Source organism: Pandoraea aquatica (genome assembly GCF_902459565.1).
Taxonomy (GTDB): domain Bacteria; phylum Pseudomonadota; class Gammaproteobacteria; order Burkholderiales; family Burkholderiaceae; genus Pandoraea; species Pandoraea aquatica.
In genome coordinates this window covers 85814-102225 of record NZ_CABPSN010000003.1, presented here as the reverse complement: position 1 = coordinate 102225, position 16412 = coordinate 85814, and the positions used below count along the sequence as shown (strand labels likewise).

Below are 16412 nucleotides of genomic sequence, written 5' to 3'. Positions count from 1 at the left end.
TTCTCACCAAACGTCATCAACCGACTCGGGGCGGCAGTCACCGCCCCCGCATTCTCTGATCGCGCTCAGACCACCACGTTCACCAGACGGCCCGGCACGACGATGACCTTCTTCACCGGCTTGCCTTCGCCGAACTTGGCGGTCATTTCGTGCGCCAACGCAGCCTGTTCGATGGCTTCGCGCGAAGCGTCCTTCGCCACGCGCACCGCACCACGCACCTTGCCCGCCACTTGCAGCACGAGTTCGATTTCGTCCTGCACCAGGGCGGCTTCGTCGACTTCCGGCCACGACGCGTCGAGCAGATCGCCCGATTGCGCGGCATAGCCCAGTTCGACCCACAGACCGTGCGTGACGTGCGGCACCACCGGGTACAGCACGCGCAGCAGAATGCCGTAGCACTCGCGCACTGCGCCGGCACCCGCCGCGCCCTTGTCGCTCTCGATCGCGTTGAGCATCTTCATCGCCGCCGACACCACCGTGTTGTACTGCACGCGCTGGTAGTCGTAGTTGGCTTGCTTGAGCACGCTGTGGATTTCCAGACGCAGTGCCTGTGCCGCCGGATTCGCCGTGTCGATGACGGCGTCCGTCTGACGCAACAGCGCGGCTTGCGATTGGCCGAAGCCCCACAGACGACGCAGGAAGCGGCTCGCGCCTTCCACGCCCGCACCCGACCATTCGAGTTGCTGCTCCGGCGGGGCCGCGAACATCACGAACAGACGCGCCGTATCGGCACCGTACTGGTCGATCAGCGACTGCGGATCCACACCGTTGTTCTTCGACTTCGACATCTTTTCGATGCCGCCGAGCGTCACGTCTGCGCCGTCGGCCTTCGACGTGGCGCCCGCCGGGCGGCCCTTGTCGTCGAACTGCACCTGAACGTCGAGCGGGTTGAACCACGTCTTCTTGCCCGACGTGTCTTCACGGTAGAACGTTTCGTTGAGCACCATGCCCTGCGTGAGCAGGTTCTGCGCCGGTTCCTTAAAGCTCACGAGGCCCAGATCGCGCATGACCTTCGTCCAGAAGCGCGAGTAAAGCAAGTGCAGAATCGCGTGCTCGATGCCGCCGATGTACTGATCCATCGGCATCCAGTAATTGGTGCGCTCGTCGACCATGGTCTCGGCGTCCGGGCAGGCGTAGCGCGAGAAGTACCACGACGAATCCACGAACGTGTCCATCGTGTCCGTCTCGCGACGGGCCGGCTTGCCGCACTTCGGGCAATCGCACTTGAGGAACGCTTCGGACTTGGCGAGCGGGTTGCCGGTGCCGTCCGGCACGAGGTCTTCCGGCAGCACGACCGGCAGATCCTTTTCCGGGACCGGTACAGCGCCGCAGGTGTCGCAGTGGATGATCGGGATCGGCGTGCCCCAGTAGCGCTGACGCGAGATGCCCCAGTCGCGCAGACGGAACGTCACCTGCTTGTCGCCGGCACCCTTCGCCTTGAGGTCGGCGGCGATGGCGTCGATGGCAGCCGCGAAGGCCAGACCGTCGTACTTGCCGCTGTTGATCAGCGTGCCTTCCTTCTCGCCGTACCAGGCTTGCCACGCATCGGTCGAATACGTCTCGCCTTGCACAGCGACGACCTGCTTGATCGGCAGGTTGTACTTGCGGGCGAACGCGAAGTCGCGCTCGTCATGCGCCGGCACGCCCATCACAGCGCCTTCGCCGTAGCCCATCAGCACGTAGTTGCCGATCCAGACTTCGACCTTGTCGCCGGTGAGCGGGTGCGTGACGAAGAAGCCCGTCGGCATGCCCTTCTTTTCCATCGTGGCGATGTCGGCCTCGGCCACGCCACCCTGCTTGCATTCGGCGATGAACGCCTGCAAGTCGGGACGATCGGCCGCCAGACGCGTCGCCAGCGGGTGCTCGGCCGCGATCGCAGCGAACGTCACCCCCATGATCGTGTCGGCGCGCGTGGTGAACACGCGCAACAGCTTTTGCTCGCCGTCGAGTTCGTACGGGAAGCCGAAGTTCACGCCGAAGCTCTTGCCGATCCAGTTCTGTTGCATCACCTTCACGCGCTCGGGCCAGCCGAGATCGTCCAGATCGCCGAGCAGTTCGTCGGCGTATTCGGTGATGCGCATGTAGTACATCGGGATTTCGCGCTTCTCGACGAGCGCGCCCGAACGCCAGCCACGGCCGTCGATCACTTGCTCGTTGGCGAGCACGGTCTGATCGATCGGATCCCAGTTCACGGTGCCCGTCTTCAGATAAACGACACCCTTCTCCAGCATCTTGAGGAACAGCCACTGGTTCCAGCGGTAATACTCCGGCTTGCAGGTGGCGACTTCGCGCGACCAATCGATCGCGAGACCCATCGCCTGCATCTGCTTCTTCATATAGTCGATGTTGTCGTACGTCCACTTGGCCGGCGGCACGCCGTTGGCCATAGCCGCGTTTTCCGCCGGCATGCCGAACGCATCCCAACCCATCGGCATCAGCACGTTATAGCCGCGCATGCGCATCTGACGGTACATCACGTCATTGATGGTGTAGTTGCGCACGTGGCCCATATGCAGCTTGCCCGACGGATACGGCAGCATCGAGACGCAATAGAATTTCTGTTTGTCCGCGCGCTCGGTGGTCTTGTAGGCATCGATCGCCTGCCAGTGAGACTGGGCGGAGGCTTCGACGTCGGCGGGAACGTATTTTTCTTGCATGATGGGTCGGCGGATAGGATTCGGCTCGGTGTCGGCCCGGCTGGCACGCGTCATCGGGATGCGCGGTACGCAGGAAATATGGGGCAGATCCGGGGAAAACGATGATTATAACGCCGCCGGAAGTGGATTCGGCGTGACGTTGGCGAGGGGATGTGACCTTTGCGTCACTTTCGCTTCCGATCCGGCGGGTCTGTCGTACGACCGTCGGCGAAGCGCGTCGCGATGGCGGCATCCGGGACCGGCCGGCGGTGCCTGAGTCTGTACGACCTGACGCCTCTGGAGCGCTCAGGCCGACACCGCTGGCCGCCCGGTGGAACCTATGCCGATCAGCGTAGGCCCAGCACGTCCTGCATGTCGAACAGACCGGTCTTGTGCTGTGCAAGGAAGCGCGCCGCACGCAGCGAACCCTGCGCGTACGACAGGCGGCTCGACGACTTGTGCGTGATTTCGATACGCTCGCCGATCCCGGCGAACAGCACCGTGTGATCGCCGACGATATCGCCGCCGCGCACCGTTGCGAAGCCGATCGTCGACGGATCACGCTCGCCGGTCACGCCTTCACGGCCGTAGATCGCGCATTCCTTCAGATCGCGACCCAGGGCTTCCGCCACCACTTCGCCCATGCGCAGCGCCGTGCCCGACGGGGCATCGACCTTGTGACGGTGATGGGCTTCGATGATCTCGATGTCGTAGCCGGTATTCAGGATCTTCGCGGCGATTTCGAGCAGCTTGAACGTGGCGTTCACGCCCACGCTCATGTTCGGCGCGAACACGACGGCGACCTGTTCCGCGCCCTTTGCCAGACGCGCCTTGTCTTCTTCCGAGAAACCGGTCGTGCCGACGATCATCTTCACGCCATGCTTTTGCGCGGCCGCCAGGTGCATCAGCGTGCCTTCCGGGCGCGTGAAGTCGATCAGGTATTCGGCATCGGCCAGCGCCGCGTCGAGATCGGCGGTGATCTTCACGCCGGTGTCGCGGCCGAGGAACGCGCCGGCATCGATGCCGAGCGCCGGGCTGCCTTCACGGTCGAGTGCGCCGACCAACTCGGCGTCGTCTGCCGCGAGTACCGTTTCGATCAACATCCGGCCCATACGGCCGGAGGCCCCTGCAATCGCAATCTTCATCATGGTGAGTCTTTCGTCGTCTTTCTACCGGCTTTGCGCCGCTTACTGAGGCATCGAGAAGAGACCGCCACCGGCGGTCACACGCGGCGACGGTACCAGTCCGGTGCCCGAGGCCGTGCCGGCCGAGCTGGACGTTCCGGCGCTCGGCGCGGGTGCGCTCGGTTGCGCCGCCGGCGCAGGCTTGGCTGCGGCTGCGACGTTCGCGGCAGCGTCCGTCGAAACGGTCGCCACATCGGTCGGGGCGGGTGCGGCGGTCGGTGCCGCTGCTGCTGCGTCCGGCGACGGGGCGGCGGCTTCGGCAGCCGCGGCGCTTGCCGTCGACGGTGCAGGCGCGTCCGTCTTCACGGTCTTGCCCTTCTGGCCGTCAATTTCCTGCACCAGCTGGTACTCGGTCGGCAGATTTTCGCCACCTTCCCAACGCGCCAGCGTGTCGCCTTCGAAGTACACCTTCAGGTGACGTTCCTGAACGACCGACGCGTTGCCGCGCTTGAAGTAGAAAACGTAATCCCAGCGATTCGCATGGAAGATGTCGGCGAGCAACGGCGTACCGAGCAGTTGACGCACCTGATCGCGCGTCATGCCCGCTTTGAGCTGGTCATAGGCTTCCTTCGAGACGAAGTTGCCCTGAACGATGTTGATTCGATACGGCGTGACCACGCCGATGACCTTGTCGGTCACGCTGTCATACGTCGAGCAGCCAGCCAGGACAAGGAATGCTGCGGCTGCGCAGACGGAGAACGGAAGGGAGAGATAACGACGCAAATCTGACTCGCTTTCAAAAAGATCGAACTTGAATCCGGCACGCCGGGCGCGCCGCCACATCGCCCCCGTTGACGGCACAACCGTCCCGTTTGCCCCGGTTTGCGCCCGGGCAAGGCAAAAAGGCATTATTATTGGGGCTGTATTGTACTCTAGGGACGTAGAGCGATGCCGAATCCCGCCGATTTGAAAAATATCGGACTGAAAGCCACGCTTCCGCGCCTCAAAATTCTGGAGATCTTCCAGAACAGTGAGGTGCGCCACTTGACCGCTGAAGACGTATATCGTCATCTGCTCGGCGAAAATCTCGATATCGGCCTGGCCACGGTTTACCGTGTCCTGACCCAGTTCGAACAAGCCGGGCTATTGTCGCGCAGCAACTTTGAATCCGGCAAGGCCGTTTTCGAACTCAACGAAGGCCATCACCACGATCACCTCGTGTGCATGGACTGCGGACGCGTCGAAGAATTCTTCGATGCCGAGATCGAACGCCGTCAGAAGCTGATCGCGAAGGAGCGCGGTTTCGCACTCCAGGAGCACTCGCTCGCCATGTACGGCAGTTGCACGAAGGATCCGTGCCCCCACCGTCAAAAATAATTAACGCCTCACATGTCAGAATGCCTTCAACCGAGGGCATTCTGAGATTTTTCCTCCCACATGCCGCCGACTTAGATCAAGCGCCGGTGCGCATCGTCTACAATATCCCTCCCCGTTAGTTACGTTGATACGCTATTTGCGTTTCGACGAGCCTGTAACAACAGCAAGCCCCATCTATGGACCACAGAGAATTGCCCAACGACATGGCACAGAGCGACGCAGACGAACTCTCATTCGCGGACGTTGTCCGCTTTGTCCGCAACAATTTGAAGTTGATAGCCGGACTAGCCATCGTGGGAGCGGCGATCGGCATCGGCAGCACGTTCGTCATCCAGAAGCAATGGGAAGGGAAGGTGACCTTGCAGATTGGACGCGCTGCCGGTTCCCCCGTTGTCGGCCCGGATGGCCCTCTGATCGAGTCTGTCCAACAAACGGTCGGGCGAGTGTTGCTGAGTACGTTTCGGGAGAGCGTTGCTGGCGAAGTCCTTCCCGAGTTGAAGGGCAATTCGGACGCATTGCACCGAACAGTCGTGTGGAAGAATCTGAAAGCCAGACCGATTCAGGGCACGGTCTACGTCGAGATGTCTGCGCGCGGGACCTCGGTTGAGCAGGCTGAACAAATACTGCAAGTCGCTTCGAATCAGGTCATCGCCGAACACGCCGAGATCCTTGAGCGCGCGCGGGCCTTGCCGAAGCAGCAATTGAGCGTCATCGATGCGGCAATCGAATCGAATACCAAAGCCCAGGCGGATCTGAGTACCGCGCTAGCCAATTCGAAAAGCACGGATTCGGTGATGGCACTGAGCGCTTTGCAAAGCAGCCGCACCGAACGGGCCACGCTTAACGAAAGCCGCTATCGCGTTTCGCAGCTTCTCGCACCCGACCAGTCCTACAACACGCGGGTCGTTAGCGCGATTCGTGTAGATGCGCAAGCAGCGTTCCCGCGCAAGCTGTACTTTGGTTTGGCCGGATTGATCTTGGGCGCGATTCTCGGCACCATCGTCGGCATGGCTCGCAAGCGAAGCGCCTGAACGACTAAGCCCCGGCGACTGCACCCCAAATAAAAAGCCGCTGTCTCTCGACAGCGGCTTTTTTCACTTCCGAACCCGCTTCGGCGGCGATTACTTCGCAGCCATCAGCGCGACAGTCGTGTCGAGCATGCGGTTCGAGAAGCCCCACTCGTTGTCGTACCACGAGCTGACCTTCACCAGACGACCCGACACCTTCGTCAGCGTGCCGTCGAAGTTCGACGACGCCGGATTGTGGTTGAAGTCGACCGACACCAGCGGTGCCGTGTTGTACGTAGCGATGGCCTTCAACGAGCCTTCGGCAGCTTCCTTCAGGATCGCGTTGACTTCGTCGACCGTCGTGTCGCGCTTGGCGATGAACGACAGGTCAACGATCGACACGTTGATCGTCGGGACGCGAATGGCGTAGCCGTCGAGCTTGCCATTGAGTTCCGGCAGCACCAGACCGACAGCGGAAGCCGCGCCCGTCTTCGTCGGGATCATGCTCATCGTGGCCGAACGGGCGCGACGCAGGTCTTCGTGATAGACGTCCGTCAGCACCTGGTCGTTCGTGTAGGCGTGAACGGTCGTCATCAGGCCCGTTTCCAGACCGATCTTGTCGTGCAGCGGCTTGACCAGCGGTGCCAGGCAGTTCGTGGTGCACGAAGCGTTCGAGATGACCGTGTCGGTCGACTTGAGCACGCCTTCGTTCACGCCGAACACGACCGTTGCGTCCACATCCTTGCCGCCCGGGGCCGAGATGATGACCTTCTTCGCGCCGCCCTTCAGGTGAGCGCTGGCCTTTTCCTTCGTCGTGAAGAAGCCGGTGCACTCGAGCACGACGTCGACGTTCAGCTCGCCCCACGGCAGCTCGGCCGGGTTGCGGTTGGCCAGCACGCGGATCTTGTCGCCGTTGACGATCATGAAGTCGCCGTCGACCGACACCGTGCCCGGGAACTTGCCGTGCGCCGTGTCGTATTGCGTGAGGTGGGCGTTCGTCTGTGCATTGCCGAGATCGTTGATGGCAACGATTTCGATGTCGTGCTTCTTGCCACCTTCGTAGTGGGCACGCAGTACGTTGCGGCCGATACGGCCGTAGCCGTTAATAGCGACGCGAATGGTCATGGGGGTATCTCCGTAAGGTCTAACGAAATCAGCCAAGCACGGACTTTGCCGTCGCGACCACGTGGTCGACGGTGAAGCCGAAGTGTTTGAACAGCACGCCGGCCGGAGCCGACTCGCCAAAGGTATCGATGCCGACCACGCCGCCTTCCAGGCCGACGTACTTATGCCAGAACGCCGTCACACCGGCTTCCACGGCCACACGCGGCACGCCGCGCGGCAGCACGCTCTCGCGGTAGGCCTTGTCCTGACGATCGAACACATTGGTCGACGGCATGGACACGACACGTGCGGCAATCCCTTCAGCCGCCAGCGCTTCGGCGCCCTTGAGCGCCAGATCCATTTCCGAGCCGGTCGCGATCAGGATGACCTGCGGATTGGCCACGTCGCGCAGCACGTAGCCGCCACGACGGATATCGGCGATCTGCGCATCGCTGCGCGAGACGAACGGCAAATTCTGACGGCTCAGCACCAGGCTCGACGGACCGTCGTGACGCTCCACTGCAGCCACCCACGCGGCCGCCGTTTCGGTCGTATCGCACGGACGCCACAGATCCATTTGCGGAATCAGGCGCAGGCTCGACACATGTTCGATCGACTGGTGCGTCGGGCCGTCTTCGCCCAGACCGATCGAATCGTGCGTGAACACGAAGATCGAACGCAGCTTCATGAGCGCTGCCATGCGCAGTGCATTGCGGCTGTAGTCGGAGAACGTCAGGAACGTGCCGCCGAACGGGATGTAACCGCCGTGCAGCGCAATGCCGTTCATGATGGCGCTCATGCCGAACTCGCGCACACCGTAGTTGATGTGATTACCGAACTGCACGCCTTCTGCATTGGCGCGCACGGCCTTGCTGGCCTTCCAGTTCGTGAGGTTCGAGCCGGTCAGGTCGGCCGAGCCGCCCAGGAATTCCGGCAGCACGGCGGCGAGCCCTTCGATGGCGAGTTGCGACGCCTTACGCGTTGCCACCGTCTCGGCCTTTTCGTTGGTCTTCGCGATCAAGGCGGCAGCGGCCGTCTTGAAGTCGCCGGGCAGTTCGCCCTTCATGCGGCGCTCGAACTCGGCAGCTTCGGCCGGGAACTGGCTGCGATAGGCGGCAAAACGCTCGTTCCACGCGGCTTCGGCCTTCTGACCGGCAGCCTTGGCGTCCCATGCGGCATAGACATCGGCCGGCACTTCGAACGGCGGCAGATTCCAGCCGAGTGCTGCGCGCGTCGCGGCGATTTCGTCGGCACCCAGCGGTGCGCCATGCACGTCGTGACCACCTTCCTTGTTCGGTGCCCCCTTACCGATCAGCGTCTTGCAGCAGATCAGCGTCGGACGGTCGGACTTCTTGGCTTGCGCGATGGCTGCGTCGACGGCGTCGGCGTTATGACCGTCGATACCGCGAATCACGTTCCAGCCGTAGGCTTCGAAACGCTTCGGCGTATCGTCGGCAAACCAGTATTCGACGTCGCCGTCGATCGAGATGCCGTTGTCGTCGTACAGCGCAATGAGCTTGTTCAGACGCAGCGTGCCCGCGAGCGAGCAGGCTTCGTGCGAGATGCCTTCCATCAGGCAACCGTCGCCGAGGAACGCATACGTATAGTGGTCGACGATGTCGTTGCCCGGACGGTTGAATTCCTTGGCGAGCAGCGCTTCGGCGAGTGCGAAACCGACGGCGTTCGTGATGCCCTGACCCAGCGGGCCCGTGGTCGTCTCGACGCCCGGCGTGATGCCCACTTCCGGGTGTCCCGGCGTCTTGCTGTGCAGTTGACGGAAGTGCTTGAGCTCTTCGATCGGCAGGTCGTAACCCGTCAGATGCAACAACGAGTAGATCAGCATCGAACCGTGGCCGTTGGACAGCACGAAGCGGTCGCGGTCGGCCCAATGCGGATTGGTGGGGTTGTGCTTGAGATGGCGGCCCCAGAGAGCGACCGCGATATCGGCCATGCCCATGGGCGCGCCAGGGTGACCGGAGTTGGCCTGTTGGACCGCATCCATGGAAAGGACGCGAATAGCAGAGGCCATCAGCGCAGCCGTAGCAGGAGAGGAGTTCGTCATGGTGACCAGCCGGAAGAGCGGGCGTGCCCCGTTGCCGCGAGCTGCCGCGCGAAATTCAAATGCAGGAAAAGAGCAAGATTTTACCAGAATCGCCCCCTGCCCGGGTCGTTCACGGCGAACTTCCTCAACCGGCGGGAACGTGGAATCATGCGAAGAAGTGATGCGATCGCCACAAATTAGAGGAAGTTGTCTTGCCAATGCCCGAAAAACACGACACCTCCGCCAGCCAATCCGACGCCCCGACAGCCTCGTCCGCCAAGCTGACAACGTCTTACCCAGCACCGCTCGGGCCGTGGGCGGGCTATACGTTCGCTGCGATGCCGGTGTACGCCACCTCGTCGCCGCATCAGCGCATCGAAATCGTGGACTTGCCCGCGTTCGGCGAACTCGGGCGAGCGTACCGGCTCGACGGCCGCTTCATGGCGTCGCTGGCCGACGCCCACATCTGCCATGAGTGCATGGTGCATCCGCTGCTGCTCGCGCATGGCAACGCGCAACGGGTGCTGATCCTCGGCGGCGGCGACGGCGGCTCTGCGCGCGAAGCGCTACGGCATGCCTGCGTACGAGAAGTGGTCGTTGCCGAACTCGACGCGCAAGTGCCCGCCGCCATCCTTCGACACATCCCGGCGCTGGCCAACGGCGCATTCGACGATCCCCGCACCACGCTCGTCATCGGTGATGCCCGGGATCTTGTGGACGCAGCACGAGCGAACGGCGAACAGTTCGACGCCATCGTCTTCGATCTGACGGAGGCCGACGGCGATGCCGCGTCGCTGCACGACGCGGCATTCTTTGCGAAAGTCCGCGACTTGCTTGGCCCACGCGGGGGCATCGCCCTGCAACTGGGCGCGCCGTGGTTCGAAGGCACACAGGTGCGTCGCATGCTCGATGCGCTACATTCGGTGTTCGCCTGCGTCTTGCCGATGACAACCTATGTGCCGCTCTACGGCACGCAATGGGCGCTTGCGATTGCCAGCAATTCACTCACAGCGCGCGATTTCGACGCGCTGACGGCGAATCCGTCAGTAACGGCGCTACAAGGCGTGCGTCACTATTCGCCGTCCCGTCACGCCGCGCTCTTCGATATCCCGCCGGAGTTGAGCGTCATCCTCGGTCCCATCGGCCCGTAATGCCCGCAATGCCCGGCGCTGCGACTCGTTACAGCGCCGATCGGGCGCGATCTTGTGCGCCGTCGCGCGCAACGGATGAAGCGGATACGCGTTCCTTGTATATTGGGAACATGCGAAGACCGTCGGACCCCCATCGATTTCGTTTGCCGACGGCCCCAACGGAGCAAACCCATGTCCGATCCCCGCCCATCCCACGTACCGTGGTTGACGCCGTATCTGACCGTTCGCGATGCGCGTGCATCCGCCTCGTTCTACGAGCAGGCCTTCGGCTTTTCGGTGCATGACATGGTGGACGACGACGGCGCAGTGATGCACGTCGAAATGTTCTACCAGGGACAACTGATCCTGATGTTCGCCCCCGAAGGCGCGTTCGCGACGACCGCGCGCACGCCGCGCACCTCGGGCATCGAAGCGCCGCAGAGCTTCTATGTCTACACCGAAGATGTCGATGCGCTTTACGCACGTGCAACCGCCGCCGGTGCCAAGGGACTCATGCCGCCGAGCGACCAGTTCTGGGGCGATCGCTTCTGCCAGTTGGAAGACCCCGACGGTTACCGGTGGGGCTTTGCCCGGCCCATTGCCCCTCGCAGTTGACGATTTTCCGGCACGTCCTTATGTCGGGTGTCAGGACACGTTGGAGTATGCTTCTGTCCCCGACGCCAACACTGGGCGCCATCCTCACGTTCCTCGTCACCCACACCCGCTCACCCGAATGCCTCGCTTTTTCATCGATGCGCCGCTACACGCCGGTGCCCTGCTCGACCTTCCGGACACCGTCGTTCGCCACGTCCAGGTCCTGCGCCTGAAGACCGGCGATACGCTCACGCTATTCAACGGCACAGGCGGCGAATATCCGGCGGTACTGACGACGCTGGAAAAGCGCCATGCGACGGCACAACTCGGTGAGCACGACAGTCGTGAAGCCGAGCCACCCTATCGCATTACGCTGGCGCAAGGCATTGCAGGCGGCGACAAGATGGACTGGCTCATCGAGAAGGCCATCGAACTCGGTGTGACGGAAATTCAACCGCTCGCGACAGAGCGCTCCGTCATTCGTCTCGAAGGGGAACGTGCTGCCAAGCGCGTCGCGCACTGGCAGGCACTCGTGCAAGCCGCGTGCGAACAATGCGGACGAAATCGTGTGCCCAAGGTGCTGCCGATCCGTCCGATTACGGCCTGGCTGGGTGACCGGGATGTCATAAAGAGTGACGGATGGCGTGTGCTATTGTCACCCAGAGCAGACAGCGGATTCGATTCGCTACCGCTAGAGGCACCGTCTCAGCCCGGCGTGCTGCTCTTCGGCCCGGAAGGCGGGCTGGCTCCTCAGGAGGAAGCCCTCGCAAGGCAGGCCGGATTTTCGGCCATTCGTCTTGGCGAGCGCATCCTTCGGACCGAAACGGCGGGCATGGCAGTTCTCGCTGCGTTGGCCGCTCGCTGGGGCGGATGGTAAGCATCGATGATTCGAGAAAACGGCCTCACAAGCCTTAAGGAGTAATCGTCATGGGTATCCTCGACAACATTCTCGGTGGTGGGTCCGGCAATCAGGCCGGTGGTGGCGGTTTCAGCACGAAGACCATGCTGCTGATGGGCTTGCTGGCGATGATTGCCAGTCGCTCGGGCAACGCGCAAGGCCAGGGTGGTGAGGGCGGCGGCTTGCTTGGCGGCCTCGGCGGTATGCTTGGCGGCATGCTCGGTGGCGGTGCGGCGGGTGGCTCCGGTGGGGCGGGTGGCCTGGGCGATTTACTCGGCGGACTGCTCGGCGGCGGACAATCGCCGGCGGCGGGTGCGCCGGGAGCGCCGAATGGCGGTTTGCTGGGGCAACTCGGCGGATTGGGCGGGCTGGCGCAAATTCTGAATCAGGGTGGCCTGGGTGAAGCGGTAAATTCCTGGGTTGGCACGGGCGCTAACCAGCCGGTCAGCGCCGATCAGGTCACGCAAGCGCTCGGCCCCGGCGGCCAGTTGCAGCAATTGGCAAGCTCGGCGGGCGTCTCCGAAGACGAAGCGGCGCAGGAGTTGTCGGAATTGCTTCCCAAGGTCGTGAATCATTTGACCCCGGACGGCGCAATGCCACAAGGTCCGCTGGATCTGACGTCGCTGGCCCAGCAATTCCTCGGCGGCAACCACACCAGCTGATTCGCAACGATTGGCCGGAAATGAAAAAAGGTCCGCAGTGCGGACCTTTTTTCTTGCGCTTCGTCGTCTACGGAAACCGCGAAAAGCCAACCGTTACCTGCCGCAAAAGCGATTTTCGCGGATGTTTCGCGTCAGGCGATACGTGGACGAAAAATGAGTCTCAGGCAAACGAGTAGAAAACGCGGAAGCTCACGCGACGCTCGCTCCAGAACTCGGCGGTATCGCGGAACACTTCCAGCAGTGTCTCGCGGCCATCCTTGTCGAACTTGGTGACGACCGGCAAGCCCTCCAGCACGACGACAAACCCGGGTTGCGGCCCGCAATGGGCGACCAGATCGGTCAGACAATCGTGCAACGCGTCGTAGTTCTTTCCGAAATGCTTCGGGAACAGGAACGATGTGGCGATCGTCTCCAGCACTTCCGCCTTGCTTTGCGCATGTGAGCAATTGGCATAGAGGAAGTGCTGTCCGAGCCGCTCGGCCTCCGCCGCCAGTTCCGGCACGCGGAATGCACGGATCGACTGCACGATGTTCGGCCTCACGGCCTGGAAAAGACTCATATCTCCCTCTTCCGATAGGCTACGGCGATGGCCGGCCCGCGCGACAGCATGCAGGCCCAGCACCTGCTTGAACAAGTTGCCCTCGCCCGCACCGAATGGATCTGCCATAAGATCTTTCCCGCGTTCTTGTGCGAAAACCGGCTCACTCATACTGCTGTCATTCCCTTATTTGTTTAAAGCTGTTGTAGTGGTCTTGGGTGTAGTAACACGGTTCGACCGCACGTTGGTTACCGCCACAGATGATGCGCCTGGCACCTCTATTGCGGGCACCGGGAGTCGGCACCGTATATTCATGGTAATAGCCACGCGGCATTTTGGGCAGGCGCTTTTCGTAGTTCCCGAACGTGATGCCATCTTTGGCATAGGGAAACGGCCCGCCCTGGGCAATCAGCGTCAGCGTGCGCTGCGCTTCGCGAGGTAACTCGGCAACGGAGACCGTTGCTGTTTGATCCGTGACGTATGGCGCGGTTTCGCGCGCCACAGCGTTAGCCCCCAGAAAGACACTTCCCGCCGCAGTCAGTGCCACGATGCTCCGGTGAAGCCAACGTGCCATTGTCATAGCTAGCTGTCGCCCGGCGCGGCTTTGCGCTACCGGCCCGTTCTGGTGGGTGAAGCCGTAAGATTATCGCTATTGGTCATCAGAATCAATGTCGGCTTACATTTTGCAACCAAACTACTCAACAAATTCACGAAAATACAGGGATTTTCACGACAGTAAGCACACACATTGACGTATACGATGCCAAAAAATGCATCACCCAAATAGAAAAACGCCGCGCCCGAAAGGCAGCGGCGTTTTTTTCTTCCATCGGCTAACGGGCGCGAAACCGCAGCGAACCACCGGGTGCTAACGTCAAATCAGTCGCATCGGTCAGCGCCGCCGGTTCGGCCCCGCTTAATCCTCTTCGTCGGCTCAGCGCCCCTGTTGTTGCGCAGCCGCATCGGCCACGACCAGCGCCGCCATATTGATAATGCGACGCACCGTCGCCGACTCGGTCAGGATGTGCACCGGCTTCGCCGCGCCCAGCAGAATCGGCCCGATCGCCACGTTGTTACCGGCGGCGGTCTTGAGCAGGTTGTAGGCGATGTTGGCGGCGTCGATATTCGGCATCACGAGCAGATTGGCCGCACCGGTCAACGTCGAATCCGGCATGATGCGTGCGCGCAGCTCCGGGTCCAATGCGCAGTCACCGTGCATTTCGCCATCGACTTCCAACTCCGGCGCACGCTCTTGCAGAATCTCCAGCGTTTCGCGCATCTTGCGCGCGCAATTCGCGTCGCTCGTACCGAAGTTCGAATGCGACAGGAGTGCCACCTTCGGCTGGATACCGAAACGACGGATCTCATCGGCCGCCATCAGCGTGATTTCGGCCAGTTGCTCTGCCGTCGGGTCCTGGTTGATGTGGGTATCGACGAGGAAGAGTTGACGATTCGGCAGAACCAGCGCGTTCATCGCGCCATAGACGTTGCCGCCTTCGCGCTTGCCGATGACACGGTCGATAAAGTGCAGGTGGCGTCCCGGTGTCGACACCGTGCCGCAGATCATGCCATCCGCTTCGCCCTTGCTCACGAGCATGGCTGCAATCAGGGTCGTGCGACGACGCATTTCCACGCGCGCATACGACGCCGTGACGCCCTTGCGGTTCGTCAGACGATGATACGTTTCCCAGTAGTCGCGATAGCGCTCGTCGTGCTCCGGATTGACCACGGTGAAATCGACGCCCGGCGTGAGGCGCAGACCGTACTGCTGAATGCGATGCTCGATGACGGCCGGACGACCCACGAGCACCGGCGTTGCAACGCGCTCGTCCACGAGGACTTGCACGGCGCGCAGCACGCGCTCTTCTTCGCCCTCGGCGAATGCGATGCGCTTCTTATCGGCCGGCACACTGCGCGCCACCGAGAACAGCGGCTTCATCAGACCACCGCTGTGATACACGAACTGCTGGAGCGACTGCGAATAGGCATCGATGTCCGCCAGCGGGCGCGTTGCCACACCGGCAGCCATCGCGGCTTCCGCCACTGCGGTAGCGACCTTCACCAGCAAACGCGGATCGAAAGGCTTCGGAATCAGGTATTCCGGGCCGAACGACAGGTTCTTGATGCCGTAGGCCGAAGCGACGATATCGCTCTGCTCCTGACGTGCCAGCTCGGCCAGCGCATTCACGGCGGCAATTTCCATCGAGCGCGTGATCGTCGTCGCACCGACGTCGATGGCACCACGGAAAATGAACGGGAAGCACAACACGTTGTTAACCTGGTTCGGATAGTCCGTGCGGCCCGTCGCCATCACGCAATCCGGGCGCACTTCCTTCGCCAGTTCCGGCGTGATTTCCGGATTCGGGTTGGCCAGCGCAAAGATCAGCGGCTTATCGGCCATCGTCTTCACCATTTCCGGCTTCAGCACGCCGGCGGCCGACAGCCCGAGGAACACGTCGGCACCGCCGATCACATCGGCCAGACCGCGCGCGTCCGTCTTCTGCGAGAAGCGAATCTTCTCGGGGTCCATCAGTTCGGTACGCCCCTCGTACACGACCCCGGCCAGATCCGTCACCCAGATGTTCTCGATGGGCAGCCCCATGTCCACGAGCAGATCCAGACAGGCGAGCGCTGCTGCACCCGCGCCCGACGTTACGACCTTGACCGACGCAAGATCCTTGTTGACGACCTTCAACCCGTTAATGAGCGCCGCCGCCACCACAATGGCCGTGCCGTGCTGATCGTCGTGGAAGACCGGAATCTTCATGCGCTCGCGCAGCTTGCGCTCGACGATGAAGCACTCGGGTGCCTTGATGTCTTCGAGGTTGATCGCGCCAAACGTCGGTTCGAGCGCTGCAATGATGTCGACCAGCTTCTCCGGGTCCTTCTCCGCGATCTCGATGTCGAACACATCGATATTGGCGAACTTCTTGAACAACACGCCCTTGCCTTCCATCACCGGCTTCGAAGCCAGCGGCCCGATATCGCCGAGGCCCAGCACGGCCGTACCGTTCGTAATCACGCCGACCAGATTGCCACGCGCGGTATAACGCGAAGCGTTGAGCGGATCCACAACGATTTCCTCACACGCGGCAGCGACGCCCGGCGAGTACGCCAGCGCCAGATCGCGCTGGTTCAGCAACTGCTTGGTCGGCGCGATAGCGATTTTGCCGGGGGTGGGGAATTCGTGATATTCGAGCGCAGCTTCGCGCAGTTTCGGATCGATCGGCGTGGGCATGAGGGGAAGCTCTTGGCGAACAGGAGGGTCAAATTTTCAGTGCGAATTGTAGCCCTATTTATT

Annotated in this window: 14 protein-coding genes; 6 read left to right on the top strand and 8 right to left on the bottom strand. The window is 62.1% G+C overall.

The window, feature by feature from the left end; genetic code table 11:
• Positions 1-65 precede the first annotated feature (65 nt).
• The 3 genes from leuS to PAQ31011_RS11260 form a co-directional block, all read right to left on the bottom strand.
• Entirely contained in the window at positions 66-2657 is a 2592-nt protein-coding gene (leuS, locus tag PAQ31011_RS11270; RefSeq protein WP_150575932.1) for a leucine--tRNA ligase, read from the bottom strand.
• Positions 2658-2983: 326 nt separating this feature from the next.
• The gene (dapB, locus tag PAQ31011_RS11265; RefSeq protein WP_150576421.1) at positions 2984-3781 is read right to left on the bottom strand and encodes a 4-hydroxy-tetrahydrodipicolinate reductase; all 798 of its coding nucleotides are present in this window, start codon (positions 3779-3781) and stop codon (positions 2984-2986) included.
• 42 nt (positions 3782-3823) lie between these two features.
• Positions 3824-4543: an outer membrane protein assembly factor BamE gene (locus PAQ31011_RS11260; protein WP_246179510.1), complete on the bottom strand. Its 720-nt coding sequence runs from the start codon at positions 4541-4543 to the stop codon at positions 3824-3826.
• A 165-nt stretch (positions 4544-4708) separates the two neighbouring features.
• Here PAQ31011_RS11260 and fur point away from each other — a divergent pair, with 165 nt between their 5' ends.
• Together fur and PAQ31011_RS11250 are read left to right on the top strand one after the other, a co-directional pair.
• On the top strand, positions 4709-5137 hold the full coding sequence (gene fur / locus PAQ31011_RS11255) for a ferric iron uptake transcriptional regulator (protein ID WP_150575931.1): 429 nt from the start codon (positions 4709-4711) through the stop codon (positions 5135-5137).
• Between the two features lie 176 nt (positions 5138-5313).
• On the top strand, positions 5314-6168 hold the full coding sequence (locus PAQ31011_RS11250) for a GumC domain-containing protein (RefSeq protein WP_150575930.1): 855 nt from the start codon (positions 5314-5316) through the stop codon (positions 6166-6168).
• A gap of 90 nt (positions 6169-6258) precedes the next feature.
• Here PAQ31011_RS11250 and gap read toward each other — a convergent pair whose 3' ends face one another.
• On the bottom strand, positions 6259-7269 hold the full coding sequence (gene gap, locus PAQ31011_RS11245) for a type I glyceraldehyde-3-phosphate dehydrogenase (protein WP_039393204.1): 1011 nt from the start codon (positions 7267-7269) through the stop codon (positions 6259-6261).
• Positions 7270-7297: 28 nt separating this feature from the next.
• Positions 7298-9310 (bottom strand): transketolase, encoded by a 2013-nt coding sequence (gene tkt / locus PAQ31011_RS11240; protein WP_150575929.1) that lies wholly within the window; start codon positions 9308-9310, stop codon positions 7298-7300.
• Positions 9311-9507: 197 nt separating this feature from the next.
• On the opposite strand from tkt, the gene PAQ31011_RS11235 reads away from it, so the two are divergent.
• The 4 genes from PAQ31011_RS11235 (at position 9508) to PAQ31011_RS11220 (ending at position 12573) form a co-directional block, all read left to right on the top strand.
• A complete protein-coding gene (locus PAQ31011_RS11235) occupies positions 9508-10440 on the top strand; it encodes a spermine/spermidine synthase domain-containing protein (RefSeq protein ID WP_150575928.1) in 933 nt (310 codons plus the stop codon).
• Between the two features lie 171 nt (positions 10441-10611).
• Positions 10612-11034, top strand: a complete 423-nt coding sequence (locus PAQ31011_RS11230) for a VOC family protein (RefSeq protein ID WP_150575927.1) — start codon at positions 10612-10614, stop codon at positions 11032-11034.
• A gap of 118 nt (positions 11035-11152) precedes the next feature.
• On the top strand, positions 11153-11890 hold the full coding sequence (locus PAQ31011_RS11225) for a 16S rRNA (uracil(1498)-N(3))-methyltransferase (RefSeq protein WP_150575926.1): 738 nt from the start codon (positions 11153-11155) through the stop codon (positions 11888-11890).
• A gap of 50 nt (positions 11891-11940) precedes the next feature.
• Positions 11941-12573, top strand: a complete 633-nt coding sequence (locus PAQ31011_RS11220) for a YidB family protein (RefSeq protein ID WP_150575925.1) — start codon at positions 11941-11943, stop codon at positions 12571-12573.
• A 160-nt stretch (positions 12574-12733) separates the two neighbouring features.
• Here the strand turns inward: PAQ31011_RS11220 and PAQ31011_RS11215 are convergent, their stop codons facing one another.
• The 3 genes from PAQ31011_RS11215 to PAQ31011_RS11205 form a co-directional block, all read right to left on the bottom strand.
• The gene (locus PAQ31011_RS11215; protein ID WP_039393221.1) at positions 12734-13282 is read right to left on the bottom strand and encodes a barstar family protein; all 549 of its coding nucleotides are present in this window, start codon (positions 13280-13282) and stop codon (positions 12734-12736) included.
• Positions 13283-13289: 7 nt separating this feature from the next.
• The gene (locus tag PAQ31011_RS11210) at positions 13290-13685 is read right to left on the bottom strand and encodes a guanyl-specific ribonuclease (protein WP_150576419.1); all 396 of its coding nucleotides are present in this window, start codon (positions 13683-13685) and stop codon (positions 13290-13292) included.
• 360 nt (positions 13686-14045) lie between these two features.
• Positions 14046-16349: an NADP-dependent malic enzyme gene (locus PAQ31011_RS11205; protein ID WP_150575924.1), complete on the bottom strand. Its 2304-nt coding sequence runs from the start codon at positions 16347-16349 to the stop codon at positions 14046-14048.
• Between the last annotated feature and the right edge of the window lie 63 nt (positions 16350-16412).

What these genes read in the sequence shown, in the direction of transcription:
- leuS (WP_150575932.1), bottom strand. Translation starts at nt 2,657, where the DNA reads ATGCAAGAAAAATACGTTCCCGCCGACGTCGAAGCCTCCGCCCAGTCT.
- dapB (WP_150576421.1), bottom strand. Translation starts at nt 3,781, where the DNA reads ATGAAGATTGCGATTGCAGGGGCCTCCGGCCGTATGGGCCGGATGTTG.
- fur (WP_150575931.1), top strand. Translation starts at nt 4,709, where the DNA reads ATGCCGAATCCCGCCGATTTGAAAAATATCGGACTGAAAGCCACGCTT.
- PAQ31011_RS11250 (WP_150575930.1), top strand. Translation starts at nt 5,314, where the DNA reads ATGGACCACAGAGAATTGCCCAACGACATGGCACAGAGCGACGCAGAC.
- gap (WP_039393204.1), bottom strand. Translation starts at nt 7,269, where the DNA reads ATGACCATTCGCGTCGCTATTAACGGCTACGGCCGTATCGGCCGCAAC.
- tkt (WP_150575929.1), bottom strand. Translation starts at nt 9,310, where the DNA reads ATGACGAACTCCTCTCCTGCTACGGCTGCGCTGATGGCCTCTGCTATT.
- PAQ31011_RS11235 (WP_150575928.1), top strand. Translation starts at nt 9,508, where the DNA reads ATGCCCGAAAAACACGACACCTCCGCCAGCCAATCCGACGCCCCGACA.
- PAQ31011_RS11230 (WP_150575927.1), top strand. Translation starts at nt 10,612, where the DNA reads ATGTCCGATCCCCGCCCATCCCACGTACCGTGGTTGACGCCGTATCTG.
- PAQ31011_RS11225 (WP_150575926.1), top strand. Translation starts at nt 11,153, where the DNA reads ATGCCTCGCTTTTTCATCGATGCGCCGCTACACGCCGGTGCCCTGCTC.
- PAQ31011_RS11220 (WP_150575925.1), top strand. Translation starts at nt 11,941, where the DNA reads ATGGGTATCCTCGACAACATTCTCGGTGGTGGGTCCGGCAATCAGGCC.
- PAQ31011_RS11215 (WP_039393221.1), bottom strand. Translation starts at nt 13,282, where the DNA reads ATGAGTGAGCCGGTTTTCGCACAAGAACGCGGGAAAGATCTTATGGCA.
- PAQ31011_RS11210 (WP_150576419.1), bottom strand. Translation starts at nt 13,685, where the DNA reads ATGGCACGTTGGCTTCACCGGAGCATCGTGGCACTGACTGCGGCGGGA.
- PAQ31011_RS11205 (WP_150575924.1), bottom strand. Translation starts at nt 16,349, where the DNA reads ATGCCCACGCCGATCGATCCGAAACTGCGCGAAGCTGCGCTCGAATAT.